This window comes from Pedobacter duraquae (assembly GCF_004362245.1).
In the GTDB taxonomy this organism is placed as follows: Bacteria; Bacteroidota; Bacteroidia; order Sphingobacteriales; family Sphingobacteriaceae; genus Pedobacter; species Pedobacter duraquae.
Genome location: NZ_SNWM01000003.1, coordinates 306112 through 325079 on the forward strand (window position 1 = coordinate 306112; position 18968 = coordinate 325079).

15 protein-coding genes are annotated in these 18968 nt (G+C 43.0%); 9 read left to right on the plus strand and 6 right to left on the minus strand.

Translation table 11 applies throughout. From position 1 onward, the window contains the following. Nucleotides 1-2 precede the first annotated feature (2 nt). The 4 genes from CLV32_RS12795 to CLV32_RS12810 are packed head-to-tail and all read left to right on the plus strand — an operon-like array spanning nt 3 to nt 4964. The gene (locus CLV32_RS12795; RefSeq protein ID WP_208111001.1) at nt 3-1565 is read left to right on the plus strand and encodes a serine hydrolase; all 1563 of its coding nucleotides are present in this window, start codon (nt 3-5) and stop codon (nt 1563-1565) included. Continuing rightward, a complete protein-coding gene (dnaG, locus tag CLV32_RS12800) occupies nt 1562-3535 on the plus strand; it encodes a DNA primase (RefSeq protein WP_133556119.1) in 1974 nt (657 codons plus the stop codon). Before CLV32_RS12795 ends, dnaG begins: the two co-directional genes overlap by 4 nt. After that, on the plus strand, nt 3536-3901 hold the full coding sequence (locus CLV32_RS12805; protein ID WP_133556121.1) for a YraN family protein: 366 nt from the start codon (nt 3536-3538) through the stop codon (nt 3899-3901). Beyond that, nucleotides 3858-4964, plus strand: coding sequence for a glutaminyl-peptide cyclotransferase (locus tag CLV32_RS12810; protein WP_243732305.1), 1107 nt, complete (start codon nt 3858-3860; stop codon nt 4962-4964). Before CLV32_RS12805 ends, CLV32_RS12810 begins: the two co-directional genes overlap by 44 nt. On the opposite strand, the gene CLV32_RS12815 is transcribed toward CLV32_RS12810, so the two are convergent. From CLV32_RS12815 to pgi, 4 genes are all read right to left on the minus strand, one after another. Further along, nucleotides 4965-5486 (minus strand): DUF4251 domain-containing protein, encoded by a 522-nt coding sequence (locus CLV32_RS12815; RefSeq protein ID WP_133556123.1) that lies wholly within the window; start codon nt 5484-5486, stop codon nt 4965-4967. A 272-nt stretch (nt 5487-5758) separates the two neighbouring features. Continuing rightward, nucleotides 5759-7834: a M16 family metallopeptidase gene (locus CLV32_RS12820; protein ID WP_133556125.1), complete on the minus strand. Its 2076-nt coding sequence runs from the start codon at nt 7832-7834 to the stop codon at nt 5759-5761. A gap of 32 nt (nt 7835-7866) precedes the next feature. Then, nucleotides 7867-9180, minus strand: coding sequence for a M16 family metallopeptidase (locus CLV32_RS12825; RefSeq protein WP_133556127.1), 1314 nt, complete (start codon nt 9178-9180; stop codon nt 7867-7869). Between the two features lie 34 nt (nt 9181-9214). Beyond that, nucleotides 9215-10864, minus strand: coding sequence for a glucose-6-phosphate isomerase (gene pgi, locus CLV32_RS12830; protein WP_133556129.1), 1650 nt, complete (start codon nt 10862-10864; stop codon nt 9215-9217). 83 nt (nt 10865-10947) lie between these two features. Here pgi and CLV32_RS12835 point away from each other — a divergent pair, with 83 nt between their 5' ends. After that, nucleotides 10948-12252, plus strand: coding sequence for an amidohydrolase (locus CLV32_RS12835; protein ID WP_133556131.1), 1305 nt, complete (start codon nt 10948-10950; stop codon nt 12250-12252). A gap of 18 nt (nt 12253-12270) precedes the next feature. Next, a protein-coding gene (gene prfB / locus CLV32_RS12840; protein WP_133556133.1) for a peptide chain release factor 2 occupies nt 12271-13348 on the plus strand; the annotation gives its coding sequence in 2 pieces (ribosomal slippage) (nt 12271-12330 and nt 12332-13348; 1077 coding nt in all). Here the strand turns inward: prfB and CLV32_RS12845 are convergent. Further along, nucleotides 13345-14208, minus strand: a complete 864-nt coding sequence (locus CLV32_RS12845; RefSeq protein ID WP_133556135.1) for a transglutaminase-like domain-containing protein — start codon at nt 14206-14208, stop codon at nt 13345-13347. The genes prfB and CLV32_RS12845 overlap by 4 nt on opposite strands. 73 nt (nt 14209-14281) lie before the next feature. Here CLV32_RS12845 and CLV32_RS12850 point away from each other — a divergent pair, with 73 nt between their 5' ends. Beyond that, nucleotides 14282-15064, plus strand: coding sequence for an O-methyltransferase (locus CLV32_RS12850; protein ID WP_133556137.1), 783 nt, complete (start codon nt 14282-14284; stop codon nt 15062-15064). On the opposite strand, the gene CLV32_RS12855 is transcribed toward CLV32_RS12850, so the two are convergent. Continuing rightward, nucleotides 15061-16194 carry a BamA/TamA family outer membrane protein gene (locus tag CLV32_RS12855; RefSeq protein ID WP_133556139.1) on the minus strand — a complete coding sequence of 378 codons (1134 nt, stop codon included), beginning with the start codon at nt 16192-16194 and terminating at the stop codon, nt 15061-15063. The two genes, CLV32_RS12850 and CLV32_RS12855, sit on opposite strands and share 4 nt — an antisense overlap. 214 nt (nt 16195-16408) lie before the next feature. Between CLV32_RS12855 and CLV32_RS12860 the strand changes: the two genes are divergently transcribed. Next, on the plus strand, nt 16409-17389 hold the full coding sequence (locus CLV32_RS12860) for a deoxyhypusine synthase family protein (protein WP_133556141.1): 981 nt from the start codon (nt 16409-16411) through the stop codon (nt 17387-17389). Nucleotides 17390-17640: 251 nt separating this feature from the next. Further along, nucleotides 17641-18933 (plus strand): c-type cytochrome, encoded by a 1293-nt coding sequence (locus CLV32_RS12865; protein WP_133556143.1) that lies wholly within the window; start codon nt 17641-17643, stop codon nt 18931-18933. The last annotated feature ends 35 nt before the right edge of the window (nt 18934-18968 follow it).

Sequence of the window (18968 nt, forward strand, 5' to 3'; positions counted from 1 at the left end):
AGATGATGTTGAGTTCCTTAAAAAATATAGTGCTTCCTGTTTTGGCTGCTGTATCGTTTGCTGGTACAGTTGATGCCCAGGTGTTGACTACAAAACAAATTGACAGTGTGGTTAACAAGACACTGAGCACCTTCAATGTGCCGGGCATTGCTGTTGCCGTTGTTAAAGACGGGAAGGTGATTTTATCCAAAGGCTACGGTATCCGTTCCATCAAAGGAAAAGAGAAAGTAGACGAACATACCTTGTTTGGTGTAGCCTCCAATACCAAAGCTTTTACGGCTGCGGCAATAGGGATTCTGGTAGATGAGCACAAGCTAAGCTGGGATACTAAGGTTACGGATATCATCCCTGAGTTTAAGCTCCATGACGCGTATGTAACAGCAGAGTTTACCGTGCGCGACCTGCTTACCCATAGAAGTGGACTAGGTTTAGGTGCTGGTGACCTGATGATCTTTCCAGATTCAAGTTCAGTAACTACGGCACAGCTGATCCACAACCTGAGGTTCCTTAAACCGGTATCTTCTTTTCGTACTAAATATGACTATGATAACCTGATGTACATTGTTGCAGGCGAGGTGGTAGCACGTGTTTCGGGAATAAGCTATGAGAACTTTATCGAGAACAGGCTGATCAAGCCATTGGGCATGAATGAAACGGCGGCTTCCTGGTACCGGTTAAAAAATAAAAGTAATATCATTGACGGGCATGCACCTGTAGGTGATCACCTGAATACTGTTGGTTTAAGTTTTACAGAAGTTGCCAATGCGGCAGGTGGAATTTATTCCAATGTAACTGATATGAGCAAGTGGGTAATTGCGCAGATCAACGACGGTAAATACGGAGCTGACTTAAGCAAATCCTTATTTAGCAAAAAGACACACGATGAGATGTGGACACCACAAACAATCATCCGCGGAAGCTCTCCATACAACACTCATTTTAGCAGTTATGGATTGGGTTGGTTTTTGAGTGATGTGAATGGTTATTTCCAGGCAACACATACCGGCGGTTTGGCGGGAATTGTTACCCAGGTAACGATTATCCCGGAAATGAAACTCGGTATTATTGTGTTGACCAACCAGCAATCGGGTGCAGCATTTAACTCGATCACCAATAGTATTAAAGATGGTTATTTAGGCGTTAAAGGTCAGGATCGCATTAAACAATACAATGATGCACGACTGGCAAATGAAAAGAAAGCAAATGACATCACTGCCGAAGTTACTGCAACAATAGCTGCTGCACAAAGCGCGGGCACAGTAAGCCCAATTCAGGATGTTAAAGGAAAATATGCTGATGCCTGGTTTGGAGAAGTTATTATTTCAACGCAAAATGGCGGCTTGTATATGCAGTCAAAGGCTTCGCCAAAGCTGCAAGGTAAAATGTTTTACTATAAAGCCAACACGTACATCGTAAAATGGAATGAGCGGAGTCTGGATGCTGATGCCTACGTGATATTTAACCTCGATCATGATGGCAAGCCCGTAGGGTTTAAGTTAGAATCCATCTCGCCTTTGACCGACTTTAGCTTCGATTTTCAGGATCTGGACTTCAAGAAAATATGATTAATAACGATACCATAAATAAAATCATGGATACCGTCCGTATTGAGGAGGTAGTAGGTGATTTTGTGTCGTTAAAAAAGCGTGGCAGCAGCTTAATCGGAAATTGTCCTTTTCACAATGAGAAGACACCATCCTTTAATGTTTCTGTGGCTAAGGGAATTTACAAGTGTTTTGGTTGCGGCAAAGGCGGGGATGCGGTCCATTTTATTATGGACCACGAGAAGTATTCCTATCCTGAGGCTTTAAAGTTCCTGGCCAATAAATACAATATTGAGGTTGAAGAAACCGTGCAGAGTCCTCAAAATATTGAGGCACAGAATGCGCGGGAAAGCTTGTATATCGTTTCTCAATATGCTGCGGCTTTCTTTGCCGAGCAGATGTGGACAAATTCTGAAGGCCGGGCCATAGGGCTGGGCTATTTCAAGGAACGCGGTTTCAGGGAAGATATCATTAAGAAATTCGAACTCGGCTATTCGCCGGATTCCTGGGATGCGCTGATTGTAAGTGCCGGGGCGGCAGGACACAGAGAAGAATACCTGGAACAGACAGGCCTTGCCATCAAGAATGATAAGGGGAAGCTGTACGATCGCTTCAGGGGCCGTGTGATGTTCCCGATTCATAACTTTACGGGAAGGGTAATCGGTTTTGGGGGTCGTACGCTCAAGACAGATAAGAATGTTCCTAAGTATGTAAACTCTCCGGAGAGTGAAATCTACCATAAGTCGAATGTGCTTTACGGTTTGTTCCATGCGAAGAAAGCCATCCGTGATACCGATAATTGTTACCTCGTTGAAGGTTATGCCGACGTGCTGTCTATGCACCAGGCAAGCGTAGAGAACGTAGTCGCTTCTTCAGGTACCTCATTAACAACAGAGCAAATTAGATTGATCGGGCGTTTTACGCAAAACGTGACGATCTTATATGACGGCGATGCCGCGGGGATCAAAGCCTCATTGCGAGGACTTGATATGATCCTTGAAGAAGGACTCAATGTAAAGGTTGTGAACTTCCCCGATGGCCATGATCCGGATTCCTATATGCACCTGGTGGGTGCGGGAGCTTTTAAAGCCTATATTGAGAACAACCGCAAGGATTTTATCTTATATAAGGCAACAACTTTACTAAAAGATGCTGGTAACGACCCGATCAAAAGGGCCGGGATTATCCGGGATATTGTAGAAAGTATTGCGAAGATTCCTGATGACATCAAGGCTTCAGTGTTTATCCGTGAATGCAGCCGGTTATTGGAAGTAGAGGAGCGCATCCTGCTGTCGGAATTGAATAAGATCAAAGATGCGAAGATCAAGAAATCCAATCCTCAGGGCCGACAGCAGCAACAGTCGCAGCAACAAAGTCCATATGGTGATGCTCCGCCAGAGAATTTATTTGACGATACACCAGGTGCCGTAGTAGCAGCTCCTGTTGAAGTTGATGAGAATGCTGATGATGTATTACAGGAACAGGAAATTGTACGCCTACTCCTTTTTTACGGGCACGAACTGGTAAGCTGGGATAATATCGATAATATGTTTATCGGCTCGTTTATCATCCAGAACTTATCTGATGTTTCCTTTAAACATGCGATCTGTAAGAAAATCATTGAGGCCTACAGGGAAGAGATTGAAAATGGGCACCTTCCGGTGGCCAGTCAATTTATAAATGGGCAAGACAGGCAGATTGCGGATCTGGCAATTACTTTGTCGACCTCCCCATATGCGTTAAGTGAAAACTGGTACAACAAACACCAGATCTATGTGCGTGATGAAACGATCAATTTGAAAGCCACTATCCTTGGTGGGATCTTCCACTTGAAGAAGCGCAAGGTTGACCGTATCTTATTGGATCTGCTGCAGGAGATCAAGACTGAGCATGACCAGGTAAATCAGGAAATCCTGATGCAACGGTATGCTTATATTAAAAACGTTGAAAAAGAAATCTCCAAATTCCTGGGTTCTGTAATCCTGAAATAAATGGCAAAGCACCTCGATCTGGGTATATTGGGCGAGCAACTTGCCAAAACCTATCTGCTGAACAAGGGCTATCGTTTGCTGGAACAGAATTGGCGTTACGGACGTGCAGAGGTAGACCTGATCATGGCTGTAGCGGGCAAGCTGATTTTTGTGGAAGTTAAAACAAGACGGTCTTCGGATCATGGTACGCCGGATGAATTTGTAGACTGGAAGAAAGAGCAGCAGCTAGAATTTGCTTCCGGGGCATATATCGAGCGGGTAAATCATCAGGGAGAGATTCGCTTTGATATAATTGCAATTGTATTTGAAAATGAAGACCTTTATGCAATTAATCATATCGAAGATGCATTCTGGCCTGACTTTTAAAACCACCAACTCCAATTCATTTTATGTTATTTTACTTGGCCTTGCTATGGGCGTACTGTTTTCCTGCAAGCAGCAGGGGTCTACGGCTATAGGCTTTAAGTTACCCGAGCAGGGGAAAGACTTTACGCTGGGTCAGGACGTGAAGGTATCGCTGGATATCCCGAAAGGGGAAGAGGTAACAGGCGCCACTTATCTTTTGGATGGTAAGCAGCTGGGCACAAAAGCTAACGGGGATGATTTTAGCTTCCCTACTAAAGATCTTTCTTTGGGTTATAAGCTAATTACTGCGATTGTAAAGCACAGTGGTGCTACTGATACCCTTACGGTAAATATTGTATTGAAGTCGGATCTGAAGCCAGTTGATTATACTTATCAGGTAATTAAAACGTATCCACATGATACAACATCTTATACCCAGGGTTTGGAATACCATGGTGGTCGCTTTTTAGAAAGTACCGGTGAATATGGGAGCTCTACTTTGAGGTGGGTTGATCCGGCTACGGGTAAAGCCCTAAAAAAGATCGGTATTGATAAGCAGTATTTTGGCGAAGGCTCTACTTTAATTGGTGATAAAATATACATGTTGACCTGGCAAAATAACCTGGGTTTTATATTTGATGCCACAACCTTTAAACAGTTGGGTACTTTCCCTTATCAGAATAGCAGAGAAGGCTGGGGTTTAACCTATGATGGAACACAGGTGCTGAAATCTGATGGTACCAACAGGATCTGGTTTCTGAATAAGGAAACAATGAAGGAAGAGCGTTTTATTGATGTTTTTGATGATAAAGGTCAGGTGGATCAACTGAATGAACTGGAATATATTGATGGTAAACTGTATGCAAACATCTATCTGACCAATAAGATTGCCATTATAGATCCTAAAACAGGTGCTGTAACCGCATATATCGATGCAACCGGATTGCTACCACAAAAAGATAAATTCGAAAATACAGACGTGCTGAATGGCATTGCCTGGGATGCAGCTGGTAAGCGTTTATTTGTGACTGGTAAGAAATGGGACAAGCTGTTTGAAATCAGCATTGCCCCGGTAAAGAAGTAATTACTTTTTAGGTTTTATTTCTGCGATCGTACCATTGTAGGAGATGGACTGCCTATTGCTGTTGTTGACGGTAAGTGTGGCGTATCCATTTTCTGTGATATATAAGGTCATACGCTGACTGTCTTTTACATCTTTTGGATCTATCGTGATGATCCAGTTTTTCTTTTTCTTAACGCTGGTATATTTAAAATTTTTTGATTTGAATTTCGTGCCCGCATCATCGGGATTAAGCGTTGCGGTGAAGGCTCTACCATAATAGGGCAGGTAAGCTACAACACTATCTTTAGTGATCTGGAGATCGTAGTTTGATCCGCTGAGGTTGATATTACTGCCGGTATTGCCGGGTAAGCGACTCATGATGCGGTTGATATCGGCACTGGACATCGGCATCGCGTTGGTCGCATTAAAAAGAAAATTCTGTGCTTCTACCAGCTGGCGTGTTTTTGCCGAATCAGTTTGCGCTTTGGTATTCAGCGTACTTATCGCCAGGATGGTAAGTGCCAATAACAGTGACTTTTTCATGTGTTTATATTTGATGTGTGTTACTAATTTAACTCTTTTTTAGGTAAAAGGTTTAAAATCAGTTAGCATAGATTCGAAATATGACAAAAAGAAGTTTTGGTAATTCAGATCATCTACTACACGTTTAAGGTCAGAATTTGAGCTAGCCTTAAAAATTCGATTTTTTGAGGTTAGCTTAGTATGTATCCTTTCAGCATAGTTTGAGGGAAATGGGCACAAAAAAGCCCCGCAAATAGCTATATCTATTTGCAGGGCTTTTTTGGTTGTGTTGATTAGTTAAAATCTGCAGCTGTTAGTGGCGCGTTCACTTTAACTTCTTTAATGTTCATCACAAATTCCTGATTGCCTTGTGGCGTCTGAACGCTTTGTGAGATTTTGTATGGGATCAGAACAGTGCCAGTTTTACGGTAATCACCATATTCTGTAACTGTGTTGATGTCCATTCCGCCTTGTGTTTGCGTAGCTTCTTCTTTAAGCAGCAATCCGCTGTTCACATCATAATACTCATTGTGTTTTTTACCGGATGCAGTAGTAATGATCAATTTGTAGGCATCTGCTGTACCAACTTTCGCTACGCCTGCAGTTTCTAATTTAGCAGTTTTTGCATAGTTGAGTTGTTCAAATAAGCTGGTTCTGCTTTTTTTCTCAGTTACTTCATCAGCTGAATAGGCCATTTTATTTGGGCCCTGGCTTTTTGAACCTGCAGTTCCGTTGAATGCATCTTTCATCACTACGTTTCCACCCATAGAGATTTCAGTGCTTTCCATGTTAGGAGCCATCTGTTTGATGGTTAACGCAAGCTTTTGTCCCTGGATTTCGAAATCACCAGTAGAAACTATTGAGGTTACTTTTTTAACTTCAGCTTCACCACCAACGGCAGTGATATATTTTGTCAGGATTTCCTGAGCGGTTTTGGTAGCTGCGGTGCTTGCTGCAACAGCTTTTACAGGCGCAGCAAAGTTGTCATAGTCTTTGATCGTAAAACCAAGCTTAGCTAAACCAGCAGCGAAAACTTCTTTTTTACCAACGATAACGATACGGGTGTTATCGTGTCCAAAATATTTCTGGCTTACCCTTTGAATGTCGTCGGGTGTAACAGCGTTAATTTTCTGAAGGTAGGTGCGGTAAAAATCCTTCGGTAATTTATTGATCAGGATGTTGCTGGCGAAACCTGCAGTACGTGCCGGGTTTTCAAGACCCAGGGCAAATGATCCGTTGTACAGGTTTTTAGCATTCTGTAAGTCTTCAGTGCTCACCTTTTGCGTACGCATTACGTTGATCTCATTCAGGAATTCAACTACTGCGCTATCCACTTTTTCATTTCTGACAGCGGCGTTGGCGTTGAAGGTTTCCTGGAAACGGCCAGCACCTGTAGAAGAATAGGCACCATAAGTAAAGCCGCGTTTTTCTCTCAATGTTTTGAATAACTTAGCATCAGAGCCACCACCAAGGATTTGGTTGGCCAACAATACCGCATGGTAGTCAGGGCTGCTTAGTGGAAGGTCGATCAGGTTTGTAACCGTAATTTCTGACTGAACAGCATTGGGTACATTGATTACATCAATTTCTGTTTTTACAGGGTTAGCAGCTTTAGCCACTACAGGAAGTGTCAATACAGTACCTTTCCAATCGCCAAATGCTTTGATGGCTATTGCTTTCGCTGCTTCAGGCTTAATGTCACCTACAAACGTCAGGTAGCTTCTGGAAGGCGTGATATATTTTGTGTACTCTGCTTTCACATCTGCCAAGGTTAGCGCATTGATGCTTTGTTCCGTAATAAACTCACCCATCGGGTTATTTATTCCATAGGCAAGGGCAGGAACCACGCGGCCGGAGATGGCTTTTGCACTGCGTTCACTTGATTTTAGATCAGTGATGGTTAACGATTTCAGTTTATCGAACGATGCCTGCGGAAATGAGGGTTTACGTAATGCTTCGGCCATCAAAAGGAAGGCACTGTCAAAATACCTTGTCAATGCAGATGTTGAGCCACCCGAGGAACTCAGGGATACATCGGCACCCAATAAATCTACAGCTTCATCAAACTGGGCTTTAGTTTTGGTTGTTGTACCTTCATTGAGCATGCTGCCCATCAGGCTAAGTACACCTGCTTTCTTTCCTTCAAAGACCGGTCCTGCATCAATTCTGAATGAGGCAGATACTTTAGGCAATTTATGATTCTCAACCACGAGAATGGTAATACCGTTCGGTAGTGTATAAATTACCGGGTCGGTAAAAGTAATCGTTGGCGCCGGTCCTGGTTTAGGTTTTTGGCTTCTGTCTAATTTTTGCGCTACAACAGCTTGGGCAAATAGGGTTGTAAGGGCAATTATGAATATTTTTTTCATGATAATTTCAATTATTTGGTCTGAAGAATCAACTATTTTTTAGGTAAATAATATAGTACCACACGTTGGTTGCTGTTCAGGTATTTCCGGGCAACATCTCTGATCTCTTCACGTGTAATGGATTTTATGGCATCCAGTTCTTCATTGATATCATTCGTATTTTTATTATGAAAAGTATAGCCGTTGGAAAGGTTTTCAGCTACGCCGAGCATCTTGCTGTTTGCACTCACGAAACTGTTTTCAAACTGATTCTGTAATTTCTTGAATTCATTCTCAGAGATCAGATCTGTTTGTATACGTACTACCTCAGCATCAATATCTTTCAGCAAATCAGCAATCGGGGTATTGTTGTTAGGCAATGCATAGGTAATATAGGCACCTACATCTTCCAGCGTGTAATTTAAGGCACCTACCTGTAGTGCTGTTTTCTTTTCATCAACAAGCTTGGTGTTTAATCTTGAACTTGCGCCGCCAGTTAATACCGTACTGATCATTTCCAATACTTTGGTATCCCTGCTTCTCATGCCGGGAACACGGTATGCAGCCATAATCGCAGGAATCTGGATGTTGGCATCATAAGCGGTATCAATAATCTGCTGGGTAATTGGTTTCAGGTCATACGGTTTTTTAACCACCGGCTCACCTTTAGGTACTTCAGCAAAGTATTTTGTTACCAGTTCTTTCGTTTTATCAATGTCCAGATCTCCGGCGATAGTCAGCACGGCATTGTTTGGTGCATAGTATTTTTTGAAGAAAGCCAGGAACTCGCTCAGCTTGGCTGCATCAAGGTGCTCCATAGTACCGATTGGTGCCCACTGATAAGGGGTTCCTGCATATAATTTCTGGAAGATGTTTGCTGCAAACTGTCCGTAAGGAGCATTGTCTATACGCATACGTTTTTCTTCCTTTACTACTTCGTTTTGTGTCTTTACGCCGATCTCATCAATTTTTGGATGCAGCATGCGTTCGCTTTCCAACCACATGCCCAATTCCAGTTGATTGGAAGGAAACACCTCGTAATAGAAAGTACGGTCTTGCGAGGTGTTGGCATTGTTTTGACCACCGTTACTGCTCACCGTTTTCATAAATTCACCGCGTTTCAAGTTGTCGCTACCCTCAAAAAGCAAATGCTCAAAAAAGTGGGCGAAGCCTGTACGCTGTGGATCTTCATCTTTAGATCCGACATGGTACATTACGGAAACGGCAACCACTGGCGCCGTCTTGTCCTGATGCAAAATAACGTGAAGGCCGTTATCAAGATCATATTCTGTGAATTTGACCTTCTGGGCACTTGCACTCAGGCAAAGACCTGAAATGGCCAGGGTAAAAAACAATTTTTGTTTCATGTTTTTGTTTTATGGATAATATATTGGGTTAGTTTTATGCTCTCCAGTTTTTGTACTGGTTGATCAGTCCGTTTGTTGAAGCGTCATGTGTCGATACCGGCTCGTTGTCTTTAAGTTCAGGCAAAATGCTTTTTGCCAGTTGTTTACCTAATTCTACGCCCCACTGGTCGAAACTGAAGATGTTCCAGATGATTCCCTGAACAAATATTTTATGTTCGTACATGGCTATAAGACTCCCAAGTGTGTAAGGTGTTACTTTTTTTAATAAAATAGAATTGGTTGGCCTGTTTCCTTCAAACACTTTGAACGGTGCAAGCTTGGTGATTTCTGCTTCAGATTTACCATCTTTCTGCAACTCAGCAACGATCTGTTCTTCGGTTTTGCCGTTCATCAACGCTTCCGTTTGTGCAAAGAAGTTAGACAAGAGTATCGGGTGATGCTCGCCTAATGGATTCAGGCTATTTGCAGGTGCGATGAAATCACAAGGGATCAATCTGGTGCCCTGGTGGATCAATTGGTAGAATGCATGTTGCCCGTTTGTTCCCGGTTCTCCCCAGATTACAGGTCCTGTTTCGTAGGTTACTTCGTTTCCGTTTCTGTCTACATGTTTTCCGTTACTCTCCATATCACCCTGCTGAAAGTAGGCAGCAAACCTGTGCATGTATTGATCGTAAGGGAGGATAGCCTGAGTTTCTGCACCAAAGAAGTTGATGTACCAAACGCCGAGCAGGCCAAGAATCACAGGGATATTGCTTTCGAAAGGTGTACTTTCAAAATGCTGATCAGTGGCATGTGCACCTTGCAGCAACGCTTTAAAATTGTCGAAGCCTACACTTAGAGCAATAGGTAAACCAATAGCACTCCAAAGGGAGTAGCGGCCACCTACCCAATCCCAGAAGCCAAACATGTTTTCAGGATCAATTCCGAAAGCTGTTACATCCTTTTCGTTGGTCGACAATGCGGCAAAGTGTTTAGCGATGTCTGCTTTAACAGCGCCAGATTCAAGAAACCAGTCGCGCGCAGAATTGGCATTAGTCATCGTTTCCTGGGTAGTAAAAGTTTTTGAAGCTACCAGGAAGAGTGTTGTCTCAGGATCTACTGTCTTTAACGTTTCCACCATGTGTGTGCCATCGATATTTGACACAAAGTGCATATTCAGGTGGTTTTTATAAGCTTTTAAAGCCTCAGTCACCATAACGGGACCCAGATCAGACCCACCGATTCCGATATTTACTACATCAGTAATGGCTTTACCGGTATATCCTTTCCATTCGCCAGAAATAATCCTCGCGCTGAAATCTTTCATTTTATCCAATACCTTGTTCACTTCGGGCATCACATCTTTCCCATCAACGAGGATAGGTGTGTTACTTTGGTTGCGCAGGGCAATATGTAAAACCTGACGGTCTTCGGTCTGGTTGATTTTCTCGCCGGCGTACATCGCCTTGATGGCTTCATCCAACTTACATTCTTTTGCCAGTTGAATCAGTAGCGCAAATGTGGTATCGTTGATCCTGTTTTTAGAAAAATCCAGCAGGATATCCTCAAATAATAAAGAGAACTTCTCAAAGCGCTCCTTGTCCTCGGTGAAGAGATCTTTCAGACTTTTTTCGTTGATGTCGATAAAGTGATCAGCCAGATATTTGTAGGCTTCTGTTTCTGTGAAATTTATTGTAGGTAACATATCTTTTAATTTATTTGCTAAAAATAGGGGTTATAACCCGGGTTAAAAAGTGATTTATTTATATATTTAAGAAAATTAACACGATGAGAGTCACTTACCTAACTATTTTACTGCTATCCTCTTCTGTGGCTTTTGCACAGAAAAAAACTGTTTCAGCACAGATTTCTGATAAATCTCAGGCCATCGAAAAGAAGGTTATTGCCTGGCGTCGCGATTTCCATGAGCATCCGGAGCTTGGTAACCAGGAAGTGCGTACGGCAGGTATTATTGCGAAGCATTTGGAGTCGCTGGGCATAAAGGTAACAACGGGCGTGGCTAAAACCGGCGTAGTGGGGTTATTGGTTGGCGGTAAGCCTGGGCCTGTAGTAGCACTGCGTGCAGATATGGATGCGCTGCCGGTTACAGAGCGTGTAGATTTACCCTTTGCATCTAAAGTAAAAACGATGTACAACGGGCAGGAGGTAGGTGTGATGCATGCCTGCGGGCATGATACACATGTCGCGATCTTAATGGGGGTGGCCGAGGTGCTTGCGGGAATGAAGAGTGAAATTCCCGGAACGGTAAAATTTATCTTTCAGCCCGCTGAGGAAGGAGCTCCGGTAGGTGAAGAAGGTGGCGCAGAGCTGATGGTGAAGGAAGGTGTGCTGAAGAACCCTGCGGTAGATGTGATCTTCGGTCTGCATATCAATTCCCAGACACCTGTAGGTAAGGTTACCTACCGCCCGGGCGGAACGATGGCAGGTGTTAACGATATGAAAATTACAGTAACGGGGCGTCAGGCTCATGGTGCCTATCCGTGGAGCAGTGTTGATCCGATTGTTGCGTCGGCAGCAATTATTAACAGCCTGCAGACCATAGTAAGCAGGAACCTGAACGTGACCGAAAACCCAGGCGTGGTAACCATCGGTTCGTTACATGGCGGTGTCCGTTCAAATATCATTCCTGAGAAAGTAGAGATGCTGGGTACGATCAGGAACTTCACTAAGGAAGATGAAGCCCTATTTATCTCCCGGATCAAAGCAATAGCCACTAAAACAGCGGAAGCCTATGGTGCTACAGCGGAGGTGAAGATCCCTTATAGCAATCACTATCCGGTAACGTTCAACGATGTGAAGCTAACGGAGAAAATGTTGCCAAGTCTGCGCAATAGTGCGGGAGCTGAAAATGTACTGCTCAGACCACCGGTAACGGGGGCAGAAGACTTCTCGTTTTTTCAGGAGAAGGTACCCGGACTTTTTGTGTTTCTGGGTGGAATGCCAAAAGGCGGAGATGCGGTTAAAGCACCATCACATCATACACCCGATTTCTTTATCGATGAGAGTGGCTTTGTGCTTGGCGTTAAAACGCTATGTAATCTAACACTGGATTATATGGCCATGAAGAAATAATTGTTTTACCTTTGTTGTATGACTAAAGAACAAGTTCAGGATTTAAGAGACAGAGTAGCGTCTCTGAGGAGGCATCTTTGACGTCGAAACACGTTTAGAAGATATATATATCGAGCAGGAACTTACCCTGCAACCAGATTTCTGGGATGATCCCAAAAAAGCAGAAAAACATTTAGCGGCACTTAACGCAAAAAAAGTATGGACTGATGGCTGGCAGCGTGTAAACAGCCTGCTGGAAGATACTCAGGTGCTTTTTGAATTTATGCTGGCCGGTGATGCTACTGAGGAAGAGATGCAGGAACAATACGAACTGTGTTTACATGCCGTAGAAGACCTGGAACTTAAGAATATGCTGAGTAGCAAGGAAGACCAGTTGCAGGCGGTGATGCAGATTACGGCAGGTGCAGGTGGAACGGAGAGCTGCGACTGGGCGGCGATGCTGATGCGGATGTACATCATGTGGGGCGAGAAGAATGGTTATAAGGTTACAGAACAGGATTATCAGGAAAGTGAGATTGCCGGTGTCAAGTCGGTTACGCTGCAGTTCGCTGGTGAATTCTCTTATGGATACCTGAAAGGGGAGAATGGTGTGCACAGACTGGTGCGGATTTCCCCTTTTGATTCCAATGCCCGCCGGCATACCTCTTTTGCCTCTGTATATGTTTATCCACTGGTAGATGATACCATAGAGATTGATGTGAAGGATTCTGAAATTGAGTTTGAAACGTTCAGGTCTGGTGGTGCTGGCGGACAAAATGTGAATAAAGTGGAGACTGCTGTGCGTTTATACCACAAACCTTCCGGGATTGTAATCAAGAACCAGGAGTCGCGCTCCCAATTGCAAAATAAAGAAAACGCTTTGCGTCTGTTACGCTCACAGCTCTACGAGATTGAGATGCGTAAAAAGATGGAAGCTTCGGCCGCAATCGAAGGTTCGAAAAAGAAAATAGAATGGGGTTCTCAGATCCGTAACTACGTGCTGCATCCTTACAAACTTGTCAAGGATCTGCGCACAAATTATGAGACTTCCAATGCACAGGCTGTGTTGGATGGTGATCTGAACGACTTTTTAAAGGCTTACCTGATGGAGTTTTAGGGCTTCATCAGGATATCCTGAAGCTGCTTCAACTCTGCAACTTTATCTGTAGAGCCAAGATTCTCGTAAGCAGAGATCAGGTTTCGGATAATGCGCCTGATGATTTCTACATTGCTGCAGGGAGCATAAAAGCCTGGCATGGGATCCAGATTTAGCTGTCGTAAAAACTGATCCACATCGTGTTTACCAAAGATAGCCCCCTTGTTGAAGGCATTGATATAAAAGAGCACACCAAACTCCTGCTCTTCCCTTTTGCTTTCGTCAATATAGCCGAGAATAAAATGTTGAGGCAGGTTTACACCGTAGACCGGAATATCCAGCTTCTGGGCCAATGTAGCATACAGGATTGCCAAAGAGATCTGGTTTCCTTTTTTGCTTTCTACAACCTGACTGAGGTACGAATTCTGTGGGTCGTGGTGGTTTTTTGTATTACCTGAAAAGCCGTAAACGTTATAAAATACGTGATTGATCTGTTTGATCTTTTCGATCGAACTCATTTCATATTGCAGGTTCAACCAGATCTCCCTTTTGATTTCTTCAATCTGATTGATGATTTTTTGTTCATCAAGGTCAGGGTATTGGTACCTGTTGATGACCAATGCACCTTGAAGAAGATCGAAAGCACCACTCTGGTACCAGAGGTTCAGGTCTTCTTTAACATTATTAAACTGAATCTGGTGTACCACATTTTCTATGCGTTCCTGAAGGTTGGTATCCAGAGAATCTGACCAGGCTTCCTCGAGATAATCGATCACGAAGTTACCATAGTCAAGCAAGCGCTTTTCTACATGTTCAAAGACCTCCGGATCGGGATCGTCAAGTAATTTTACGAGTGCGTTGATTTCTGAGCTTTTGTCCATTGATCTGCAATTTAACGGTTCTAATATTGCCATAACCTTAGGCAGGTTTCATTTGTTTCCCTACTTTTGCTATATGGTATTTACTTTCATCAAAGATTATGTGCAGCATTGGCTTACCTCCAATTCCAGGCATGGCACACATTCACCTTTTGTTTATAAGCTTACCGATGAGGTAATTTACGATTTTGCTGCTAAAAGTGATTATGAAAGCATTGAAGCGCAAAGAAAAAAACTTTATCATGACGAATCCATCGTTGAGGTGACCGACCTGGGGGCGGGTTCGCACCTGAATAAGAACAGGAAAAAGACCGTTAAACAGATTGCCAAGAATGCCTTGAAGAGTCCGAAACTGGCACAGTTGATTTACAGGCTGGCACGCTTTGCTGAACCATCATCTATTATCGAACTGGGGACGTGTTTAGGTTTAACAACAGCGTATCTGGCTAAATCATCGCCCGATGCAGCGGTGATCACTATTGAAGGCTGTCCGCAAACGGCAGCAGTTGCCCGACGGAACTTCGAGGAGCTGGGCTTGCAGCATATTGAATTATTGGTAGGAAACTTTGACCTGCTGTTGCCTGATGTAATAGCAGGGCAGGAGCAGCTGGACTTTGTGTATATTGATGGTAACCATAGGAAGGATGCTACACTTAATTATTTTAAATGGTGCCTGCCTAAAGTTACCGGGCGGTCTATGCTCATCTTCGATGATATTTATTGGAGTGAGGGAATGAAAGAAGCCTGGGCGGAAATCAAAGCACATCCCGAGGTTACGGTAACGATAGACTTGTTCTGGATAGGTTTAGTGTTCTTTAAAAAGGGGCAGGCTAAGGAACATTTTAAAATCCGGTATTAGAAAGCTTCGCCGAGACTGATGTAGAAACCAGTTTGACGGGGTTCATTGATCGGTTTTTCTCCTATTCCATAATCCATCCGAACACTTAGTCCCTTTGCGGGATCAAAGAAATATCTGGCACCTCCGCCATAAGACGGTTTTAGATAGGTAAAAGATAATTGTCCGTTAGGATATACCTTACCAAGTCCGCCAAAAGCAACAACGGCAAAGCGATTGCTGAAACGGTAGCGTAACTCTGCCTGGGTAGTGATGTAATTCTCGTCTCTGAATCTGCCACTATAATATCCGCGCATCATTTCATCGCTGCCAAGCTGCGGAAGCAGATAAAAAGGGGTTCTTTTGGTATTGCTTTGGATGGTTTGGAAATAACCATTTACACCCAGTACTACTTTCGGCATCACTGTCCAGAAATTGCTGACTGTAACTTTAAATTGGTTCGCTGTAAAATCTCTGGTTGAAAAATTGTCTGGTGCATACTGGAATGTCGCCCTTGCGAAAAGTCCGTGAGTAGGGTAGTTATTGGAGTTACGGTTGTCGTAGGCCTGAGAAACGCCAAGAAAGAGTACCGATCCGCCTCTTTTGCCAAGGATATCAGGATTAGTGTCAAAGTAGCCGCCTTCAGTTTTGTTGGTAAATTTCTGTTTGTCAAATCCAACGGAGATCCCTGAGTATACATTTTTGATAACTTTCTTTTCAGCTTCTATCAGAAAACCGAATCGTTCTCCAACAAGTCTGCTCATGTTTGAAGCCAACGTTTTATTACCTATGCCATAAAAATTAAAGGGAGTGCGTTTAAAACGCAATTCACCGATCAGGTGGATATCATTTCTTTTAGTCCATACATCACCGCGGAGAGATAGCAGGTATTGTTTCTGCGTGGTCATCTCACTGGTTCCGGAAAAGTTGGAACTGCGGTTGAGGGTGTCATTCTTGTCCAGGTAAGTGGAATATAACACTCCCAATCCAAATTGTAAACCTGTTTCCTGACTGTATCCAAGCACAGGTATCGGCATGAAGCTGCTTTTCCTGGTGGTGTCTGACTCGTTCGATAAAAGTTTGTTAATCAGTTTGCGCTGACAGAATGCTTGTGTGCTTAGGAGGAGCAAGACACACAACATGAATTTTCCCATGAGCTAAAAATAGATAAAGGATTGATATCTAAAGCATGCTTTGTAACTTTTTTGTGAGTTATTCTTTTTGGGAATACTTTTTTAGGTTGTAGGCCATTTCGGCTGCTTTACACCTGTTATGTAGCGTGCCAAAAACAATATGAATTGGCTGTTGATACCAAAATGCGGTGATTCTAAATATTTACTTATTTTTGCGGTTCATAAAAACGAAAAGATGAGCATAACAAGAGGACCTATATCTCAATTCATGGAAGGGCATTACCTTCACTTTAATGCTGCGGCAATGATGGACGCAGCCAAAGGCTATGAAACGCATTTAGATGAGGGCGGTAAAATGATGATCACCCTTGCGGGTGCGATGAGTACGGCTGAGCTGGGCATTTCTTTAGCTGAAATGATCCGTCAGGACAAAGTAGCCATTATTTCCTGCACAGGGGCGAACCTGGAAGAGGATATCATGAACCTTGTTGCACACTCACACTATAAAAGAGTACCTAATTACCGCGATCTTAGTCCACAGGACGAATGGGATCTGTTGGAGAACCATTACAACAGGGTAACAGATACCTGTATTCCTGAGGAAGAGGCCTTCCGCAGGTTGCAAAAACACATCCATAAGATCTGGAAAGATGCAGATGATGCTGGTGAACGTTATTTCCCACATGAGTTTATGTATAAAATGTTGCTGAGTGGAGATTTGGAGCAATACTATGAGATTGATCCTAAAAATTCATGGATGCTTGCAGCGGCAGAGAAAAACCTGCCTATCGTTGTTCCAGGATGGGAAGATTCTACTATGGGTAATATCTTCGCTTCTTATGTGATGAAATCGGAGCTTACAGCAACAACCATGAAGAGTGGTATAGAGTATATGGGTTGGTTAGCCAACTGGTATATCGCCAACAGTGATGGTAAAGGAATTGGGTTCTTCCAGATTGGTGGCGGTATTGCGGGAGACTTCCCGATTTGTGTTGTACCGATGTTGTATCAGGATATGGAAATGGAGAATATTCCGTTCTGGAGCTACTTCTGTCAGATCTCTGATTCTACAACTTCATACGGATCTTATTCTGGTGCTGTGCCAAATGAGAAGATCACATGGGGTAAACTTGATATCCATACACCGAAATTTATTGTAGAATCTGATGCAACCATCGTGGCTCCACTGATGTTTGCGTGGATATTAAAAATGTAATTTTAATCTGCAAATTTTACTCAAATTTTTTGAGTGCCTGAAAATCAGCAATTGTAAAAAATTGCTGATTTTCTTCGTTTAAAAGCATTTAAGCGCATAATTTAGAACGATTATAAATTGTATTTCCTGTCATTTATTTGTCATTGGTATCCTATAAAACTTTACTTTTGTTGACGTTTTGGTGATAGACGAGCGTTTAAACATCAATTCTTAATATCAAGTTATTAAAATAAAGCATTAAAATACTCATTATGAGGAATATCTCATTGATCATTAGAAGAGTTTGGAAGTCGGCGTTTATGTTAACGGCTCTATCTGTTTTAATTGTTTCTGGTACACAAGCACAAGATGCCGCCGAAGGACGGAAAATTTTTAAAGAGAAATGTACTTCTTGTCACGCTTTAGACCGTGATCTGATTGGTCCGGCTCTGCAAACAATCGTTCCAACGAAGAGTGAGGCCTTCTTGTTAAAATGGATTAACAATGCGCCTGCATTTATTGCGTCTGGAGACAAAGAAGCTGTTGAGGCTTCGAAGTTCAATCCGAATGCGGAGATGACAGCGTTTCCTTCGTTAACTCCGGAGCAGATCAAAAGCATCCTTGCTTATGTTAAAGTAGGCGAGCCTAAGAAAGCTGACGATCCTAAAAACCCTGCTGGCTCTGACGAAGTATCTAGCTTCTCTATTGCAGGAGTTGTTGCGATCATCGTTGTCTCTATCATTATCCTTGTTCTTCTGGGACGTGCGGTTAAAATGCTGGAGCGTTTGATTCTGCAAAAACAAGGTATTGTTGTTGAAGAGGACGTTAAGGTGCCTTTATCACAAGGAATAGGCCTGCTGTTCAAAAACAAAAAATTCGTATTTTTCTTCATCCTATGCGTAGCGATGGTGTTGGGTACATTTGGTTGGATGGGTATGTGGAACACTGGTGTTCATACAGGCTACCAGCCGGTACAGCCGATTAAGTTCTCACATGAGCTTCATGCGGGTACGAATCAGATCGACTGTCAATACTGTCACTCAGGTGCATTCAAGTCTAAAAATGCTTCTATCCCTTCATTGAATGTTTGTATGAACTGTCACAAGCAGGTTCAGGCAAGAGACAGCCATGATGGCAACATCTCTCCTGAGATTCAGAAAATCTACAATGCATTGGGTTACGATGCAGATAAAATGACTTACGATAAATCTAAAGAGAAGCCAGTTGAATGGATTCGTGTTCATAACCTTCCAGATTTCGCTTACTTCAACCACTCACAACACGTTGTTGTAGCTGAAGAGTCTATCCGTAAGGCTAAGGGACTTAAACCTAATGAGCCGGTTTGTTTTGCTTGTCATGGTCCGGTGAATACCATGCAGGAAATCTACCAATATTCTCCTTTAACCATGAAATGGTGTATCAACTGTCATAAAGAGACGCAGCTTGATATGAAAGGCAATGCATTCTATGACAAAATCATTGAAGCGCATGAGAAAATCAAAAAAGGCGAGAAACTTACACCTGCTGCCCTTGGTGGTATGGAATGCGGTAAATGTCACTATTAATAGAGTTTAGTAAAAAGAACGTTCGATAAACAGTA